The following is a 6,937-nucleotide window of genomic DNA, read 5'->3' as shown; positions in this document are numbered from 1 at the left end:
CGTTACGTAGCAACCTGCCAGAGCTTATCCGGCAGGAGCTATGGGGGGTGTTGCTCGCTTACAATTTAATTCGATACAAAATGGTATTGATGGCCAAGTCCCTTAAAAGTGTATTCCCAAACCAACTGAGCTTTAGAGATGCCTCATCGCACATCATCCACAAGCTCACTCTGATGCCAATTTATGCGCCGGGTAATGTGCCCGGATTCATCTTTGAAATAGAAAAAAATGCCAGTCAATTCAAGCTTGAAGGAAAGCGAGAACGCAGTTATCCAAGGACGCTAAAGGTATCGAAAAATCGCTACCCGGTGGCTAAAAGTAAAAATGCCGCTCACCTTAAGTGAACGGCATTAGCCTATTGGCGGTTTTTTATTTTTACTGTTTGTTAATGCTTATCGTGATACAGCTCGCAAGCTTCCAGCGTGTTTTCAATTAAACTAGCGACTGTCATCGGGCCTACGCCGCCTGGTACCGGAGTGATATAACGCGCGTGTTTTACCGCTGTGCCGTATTCCACATCACCCACCAGTTTGCCGCTATCTAAGCGATTAATACCTACATCAATAACCAGCGCGCCCGGTTTTACCCAGTCGCCAGGAATAAACTCTGGCCGGCCTACAGCGACAACTAATAGGTCGGCACGGCGCACCTGAGCTTCAAGGTTCCTGGTAAATTTATGACACACCGTGGTAGTGCAACCTGCTAATAGCAGTTCCAGCGCCATTGGGCGGCCGACGATATTAGACGCACCGACAACCACTGCATCCATGCCTTTAACATTGACGCCGGTGCTTTGTAGTAGCGTCATAATGCCTTTAGGCGTGCAAGAGCGCAGGGCAGGCATTCGTTGTGCAAGGCGGCCGATGTTGTAGGGGTGAAAACCATCAACATCTTTATGCGGAATAATGCGCTCAAGTATCAGTGATGAGTCTAAACCGGCAGGCAAAGGCAGTTGAACCAGAATGCCATCGACGCTATCGTCATTGTTTAACGTGTCAATAAGCTCTAGCAGCTGTTGTTGCGAAGTTGTAGAGGGGAGATCGTAAGAAACAGAATGAAATCCTACTTCTTCACAGGCTTTACGTTTACTGCCAACATAAACTTGCGATGCGGCGTCAAGGCCCACCAGTACAACGGCCAACCCCGGGGCTCTTTTACCTGCAGCCAGGCGGGCACGCACCTGCGCGGCGACTTTATCTTTTGTTGCCTGAGCAACGGCTTTGCCATCAATAATTTGTGCTGTCATTTGTTAACGTCTCTGCCATAATTCTGCTGCGGTATATTTTCGCACAGCTACCGACAGAACTCCATCTTGCAATGCTCAGCGCATAATAGGTTCAAATAATAGGCAATCAGTTGATTTGTGCAAAAAAAGGTTTGACGCTATTGCCGCCCAGCTGTAATATTCCGCCCCGTTGCAGAAGTGCAGTGATGTCGGTGATTGGCGCAGCTTGGTAGCGCACTTGGTTTGGGTCCAAGGGGTCGCAGGTTCAAATCCTGCATCACCGACCATTTTAAAAATGGTAAGTTATACACGTGGTTTGGGTACTTTTAATCCACGGGTAGCAGGTTAAAATACTGCGTATCGGACCATTAATTTTATAGCTTGGTAGGGCTTTCGATTTTGCGCCCGTAGCTCAGCTGGATAGAGCAACGCCCTTCTAAGGCGTGGGTCATAGGTTCGAATCCTATCGGGCGCGCCATAACAAGCGCAAAACAGTTTCAGTGGTGGTTGTAGCTCAGTTGGTAGAGCCCCGGATTGTGATTCCGGTTGTCGTGGGTTCGAACCCCATCATCCACCCCATCTCTTTACGTTGTACAGTCGGTGATTGGCGCAGCTTGGTAGCGCACTTGGTTTGGGTCCAAGGGGTCGCAGGTTCAAATCCTGCATCACCGACCATTCTCAAAATGGTTAAGTCTACACCTAGTTTGGGGGTTCTTAATCCACGGGGCGCAGGTTCAAAGCCTGCATCATCGACCATTTTCAAAATGGTTAAGTCTACCCCTATTTTGGGTGTTCTTAATCCGCGGTTCGCAGGTTAAAATCCTGCATCACCGACCATTTTCCCTAAATCCCTCATCTATAATCAAACTAATTTCTTCTTACGGCTTGTATTGAACTATCTGTCCAATTTGCTATAGCAAAACTATTTATACTGCTAAATAATGCAGCTAAATTCTTGTTCCCATAAACCGTTATCTTAATGTATGCTCACTGTAGCCTGTGTTTTAAGGATGATTTTATGGTTGTTGCAGAGACTCCTCGTTTACGGATCCGACACCTTACGGCGGCCGATGTGACGTTTACCTGTCGATTGTTGAACGAGCCTTCCTTCATTGAAAATATTGCTGATCGTGGTGTAAGAAACGAGTTGGATGCTATGCATTATCTCGCTGAAGGACCGATAAAGAGCTATCGCCAACATGGTTATGGTTTGTTTTTAGTTGAGGAATGTATCAGCGGAATACCGCTGGGGTTTTGTGGTCTATTACGTCGTGATGCTTTGCAGGAAACCGATATTGGTTTTGCTTTTATGCCGCAGTTTTGTGGCCAAGGCTATGCCTTTGAAGCCGCATCTGCTGTGATACATTTTGGCTATAGTACGTTGAAATTAAAACGCATTGTTGGTTTGACGCATGCAGGAAACACGGCGTCAATTAAATTGTTGAACCGGCTTGGTTTGCAGTTTGAGAAAATGGTGAAACTTACCCCATCAGAAGACTATATTCAGTTGTATGCTTAGTGCATTAAAATGTAATTAAATTACATTTTAATGCACTTTTGTTGCCCCTTTTAAATGTATATAGGGTATTCACTATATTTATAATCTATTTAAAACAATAGTTTAACTTTGATTTGTAGTTTGTGTTTGTGTTGGTTTTTGTAGGTTGGGTGGTGCCGGGTTACAGATTTTGTTATTATAGCGACTGCAATAACCATTGGAGGAGTTATGATTAACCCATCCTGGCGTCGGGTCGTGCTGAAAGTTGGCAGCGCCCTAATTGCGCCAGAACATCAGGGGTGTAGTGAGCAGTTTTTGCGTCCCATCGCCGAATTTATTCGGCAGTGCCGACTACAGGGTCTTGAAGTGATCCTGGTTTCTTCTGTTAGCGTTGCTGCCGGTCGCCATCATTTTAACTTTCAACATCAACGTGTACCTATTGCGCTTAAACGTGCCATGGCAGCGGTTGGGCAAAATGAGTTAATGAATTTCTGGAGTCGTTGTTTTGATTTTCCGTGCGCACAGGTTTTGCTAACGCATGGTGATTTAAGTGACAGGGTCCGCCATGTCAATATTCAGAACACGTTACGTCGTTTACTTGATCATAACGTACTGCCAATCGTGAATGAAAATGACACCATTGCCACCGATGAGCTTAAAGTGGGTGACAATGATAATTTAGCCGCGATGGTAGCAACGGTAGCTAATGCTGATGCCTTGATCATTTGCTCTGATGTTGCTGGCCTCTATACCGCAGATCCGAATAAAGACCCCAATGCTACGTTAATCCCAGCTGTTAAGCGTATTAGCGCTGACATTTATGCTTTGGCTGGTGGTGCTTCTTCTGCTATGGGCACAGGTGGCATGCGAACCAAAATTGAAGCGGCAGAAAAAGCCGCAGCTCATGGCATTGATACCATGATCATTGATGGTCATCAGGAATTTAGTTTTCAGTGTATTTTAGCGGGTAAAAACCCAGGCACAATTTTTTATGGTCAAGCTAAGCCTTTATCGGCTAAAAAACATTGGGTGCGTCATACGTTAAGGGCTAAGGGTGAAATCTGGGTAGATGATGGCTGTATTGAGGCACTATGCCAGCATGGCGCCTCGCTATTGTGCAGCGGCATCGTTAGTATTAATGGTGAGTTTGATTCAGGTGATGCTGTTTTAGTGCGCTGTGCTGTTGGCAAACGAAAAGTTGCTAAAGGGGTTAGCCGTTTTAGTGCCAGCGAGCTGTTTTCCATTAAAGGACAACAAAGCCGGGATATAGAGTCATGTCTTGGATATTGTCCAACCGGCAGTGATGCTGTGATCCATCGTAGTGAAATGATGTTACTGGAGAGATTATGAGTACCGAAGTTGCGGCCAGTATTGCCGCCAAAGCGTCGCGTGCAGCTAAAGCAGTGGCGAATTTAACCACAGAACAGAAAAATGCAGTGCTGCAAAGCATGGCAAATCAGTTGCGCTTAGCAAGTGCAACTATTCTGACAGCGAATAAAGATGAAGTGGCTGCAGCCAGTGCAAACGGCACCAGTGCGGCCATGTTAGACCGGTTAACGCTAACCCCAGAACGTATAGAGGTCATGGCTAAAGCCATAGAGCAAATTATTGCATTGCCAGACCCTGTAGGTGCCACGCGACAGATTGAACAACGGCCTAATGGCATAAATATTCAAAAGCGTCGTATCGCGCTTGGCGTTATTTGTATGATTTATGAAGCAAGACCCAACGTTACAGCTGACGCGGGTGCTTTGTGTTTTAAATCTGGCAATGCGGTTATTCTGCGATGTGGGCGCGAAGCCATTCAAACCAGTTTAGCCATTGCAGCTGCCATGCAACAGGCGCTGCGTGAGCATAACTTGCCTGACGAAGTGGTGAGTATCGTACCGGATCCGGATCGTGATCTGATGTTGGCACTGTTAAAGCAAGACCAGTATATCGACTTGGTGATCCCACGGGGCGGGGAAGGGCTTATTCGTTTTGTGACGGAGCATAGCCGTATCCCGGTAATTCAGCATTATAAAGGGGTATGCCATTTATATGTCGATCAGTCAGCAGACTTAAACATGGCATTGGGCTTATTACTAAACGGTAAAGTGCAACGCCCAGGCGTGTGTAATGCGTTAGAAGGTTTATTGGTTAACCAGCATATCGCGGCAGACTTTTTGCCGATGGTGGCAAGTGCTCTGGCACAGCACGATGTGATTGTGCATGCTTGTAAAAAGAGCTTAAGCTATTTCAATCAGGCACAAGCTATTGCTGATAATGAGTTTGGTCAGGAATACCTGGCTCCTGAGATTGCTATTCGGGTGGTCGATGACATGGACGGGGCAATAACGCACATTGACCAGTTTGGTAGTCAGCATACTGAAGTTATTTGTACTGCCGATAGTGCTAATGCTGAGCGCTTTATTTGCGAGGTAGACTCAGCTGTGGTGATGCATAATACGTCATCACGTTTTTCTGACGGTGGCGAGCTGGGTTTAGGTGCTGAAATTGGTATATCAACCAGTAAGTTGCACGCATATGGCCCTATGGGGCTTGAAGCGTTAACAACGGAAAAGTATGTTGTTACCGGCAATGGGCAAACTCGAAGCTAATACATTTTGAGCATAATAGAACGACACGCAGCCTGAAATAACTCCTCTTCAGGCTGCGTTTTTTTATGTTGTTTGCGTCGGTTAAAAAGCGCTTTTGCTAAGGGCTCGACGTCGGACATTTACCCCGCTATAATGCCGCGTCCTATTTTATAACAGGTCTGGTTCAGTGCTGCGTTTTGATACCAGATCACACTAGTAAGGCGTTAATTACGCGCCCGTTTTTGAATTTGAGGTAACAAGATGCAAGTTTCTGTGGAAACCACTCAGGGTTTAGAGCGCCAGTTAACGATTACAGTTCCGGCCGACAAAATTGATTCGGAAGTTAAAAACCGTTTACGTGATCTGGCCAAGCGTCAGCGTATCGACGGTTTTCGTCCAGGTAAAGCACCAGTATCTATTATCCAGAAGCGTTATGGTTTAGCTGTATTGCAAGAAGTTGCAGGCGAGCAAATGCAGCGTCATTTTTACGATGCCATTATTGCTAACAAACTAACGCCAGCAGGTTCACCAACTTTTGCACCAGGCCAACTGGAGCAAGGTAAAGATCTGGAATTTAAAGCGACTTTTGAAGTTTACCCAGAAGTAGAAGTTAAAAATCTGGATAAAATAGAAGTTAATAAGCCAGTTGTTGAAATTGCTGATGCTGACTTAGACAAAATGCTGGACACTTTGCGTAAGCAACACGCCAAGTGGGAAGAGAAAAAAGGCAAAGCAGTGTCTGGTGACCGTGTGGTTGTCGACTTTGTTGGTTCAATCGACGGTGAAGAGTTTGAAGGCGGTAAAGCCACTAACTTCACACTGGAATTAGGCCAGGGCCGAATGATCCCAGGCTTTGAAGACGGTATTATCGGTAAGAAAGCCGGTGAAGAAACCACGGTTGACGTTACTTTCCCAGCAGAATACCACGCTGAAAACCTTAAAGGTAAAGCAGCTAGCTTCGCTGTAACAATCAGCAAGGTAGAAGAGCAAGTATTGCCTGAACTAAATGATGAGTTCGCAACATTGTTTGGTCTTGAAACGGCTTCTGTTGATGCGCTTAAAGTTGAAGTACGCAAAAACATGGAGCGCGAGCTTAACCAAAACATCAAAGCAAAAGTTAAAGAGCAGGTAATCAAAGGATTACTGGCAAATAACGACGTTGATGTACCTAAAGCCTTAATTGAAGGTGAAGTGGACGTTTTACGTAAACAAGCTTTACAGCGTTTTGGTAATAATGTTGATCCTAAGCAATTACCTGAACTGCCAGCATCACTGTTTGAAGAGCAAGCAAAAGACCGCGTTAAAGTAGGTTTGTTGCTGGGTGAAGTAATTAAAACAAGTGAACTGAAAGTAGATGACAAGAAAGTACAGGCGTTAATCGAATCTGTAGCTTCTGCATACGAAGATCCACAAGAAGTGGTGCAGTACTACAACAGCAATAAAGAACTGTTACAGAGCATGCGTAATGTTGCACTGGAAGAACAGGCGATAGAAGTTGTTTTGGCCAGCGCTAAAGTGACTGACCAAAAAGCGGCTTTCGATGAAATAATGAACCCACAAGCCACCAACTAAGATTGACTTATTTGGGCTTGACGGCTTTAATGGCTCGGACACTAGTTCGGGCCATTTTATTTT

At 45.5% G+C, this 6,937-nt stretch carries 5 protein-coding genes, 4 tRNA genes and 1 pseudogene; 9 read left to right on the top strand and 1 reads right to left on the bottom strand.

The window, feature by feature from the left end; genetic code table 11:
* Window positions 1-344: pseudogene (locus H595_RS24245) on the top strand (IS4 family transposase); the annotation flags it as partial.
* 41 nt (window positions 345-385) lie between these two features.
* On the opposite strand, the gene folD reads toward H595_RS24245, so the two are convergent.
* Window positions 386-1,246 (bottom strand): bifunctional methylenetetrahydrofolate dehydrogenase/methenyltetrahydrofolate cyclohydrolase FolD, encoded by an 861-nt coding sequence (folD, locus tag H595_RS0102095; RefSeq protein ID WP_027669695.1) that lies wholly within the window; start codon window positions 1,244-1,246, stop codon window positions 386-388.
* Between the two features lie 189 nt (window positions 1,247-1,435).
* Between folD and H595_RS0102085 the strand changes: the two genes are divergently transcribed.
* The 8 genes from H595_RS0102085 to tig all read left to right on the top strand — a co-directional run bounded on the left by H595_RS0102085 (window position 1,436) and on the right by tig (window position 6,874).
* A tRNA-Pro gene (locus H595_RS0102085) sits at window positions 1,436-1,512 on the top strand.
* Window positions 1,513-1,626: 114 nt separating this feature from the next.
* Window positions 1,627-1,703: transfer RNA gene (locus H595_RS0102080), tRNA-Arg, on the top strand.
* A 25-nt stretch (window positions 1,704-1,728) separates the two neighbouring features.
* Window positions 1,729-1,804: transfer RNA gene (locus tag H595_RS0102075), tRNA-His, on the top strand.
* 19 nt (window positions 1,805-1,823) lie between these two features.
* Window positions 1,824-1,900 (top strand) — tRNA-Pro (locus H595_RS0102070).
* Window positions 1,901-2,243: 343 nt separating this feature from the next.
* Window positions 2,244-2,744: a GNAT family N-acetyltransferase gene (locus H595_RS0102065; RefSeq protein ID WP_027669694.1), complete on the top strand. Its 501-nt coding sequence runs from the start codon at window positions 2,244-2,246 to the stop codon at window positions 2,742-2,744.
* A gap of 207 nt (window positions 2,745-2,951) precedes the next feature.
* Window positions 2,952-4,073 carry a glutamate 5-kinase gene (proB, locus tag H595_RS0102060; RefSeq protein ID WP_027669693.1) on the top strand — a complete coding sequence of 374 codons (1,122 nt, stop codon included), beginning with the start codon at window positions 2,952-2,954 and terminating at the stop codon, window positions 4,071-4,073.
* Entirely contained in the window at window positions 4,070-5,323 is a 1,254-nt protein-coding gene (locus H595_RS0102055) for a glutamate-5-semialdehyde dehydrogenase (protein ID WP_027669692.1), read from the top strand. The genes proB and H595_RS0102055 overlap by 4 nt, the downstream gene beginning before the upstream one ends.
* Window positions 5,324-5,563: 240 nt before the next feature.
* A complete protein-coding gene (gene tig / locus H595_RS0102045) occupies window positions 5,564-6,874 on the top strand; it encodes a trigger factor (protein WP_027669691.1) in 1,311 nt (436 codons plus the stop codon).
* Window positions 6,875-6,937: the final 63 nt, after the last annotated feature.

It is taken from the genome of Rheinheimera baltica DSM 14885 (assembly GCF_000425345.1).
GTDB lineage: Bacteria > Pseudomonadota > Gammaproteobacteria > Enterobacterales > Alteromonadaceae > Alishewanella > Alishewanella baltica.
The sequence above is the reverse complement of the archived record's forward strand: the minus strand, read 5'-3'. Positions and strand labels throughout refer to the sequence as shown.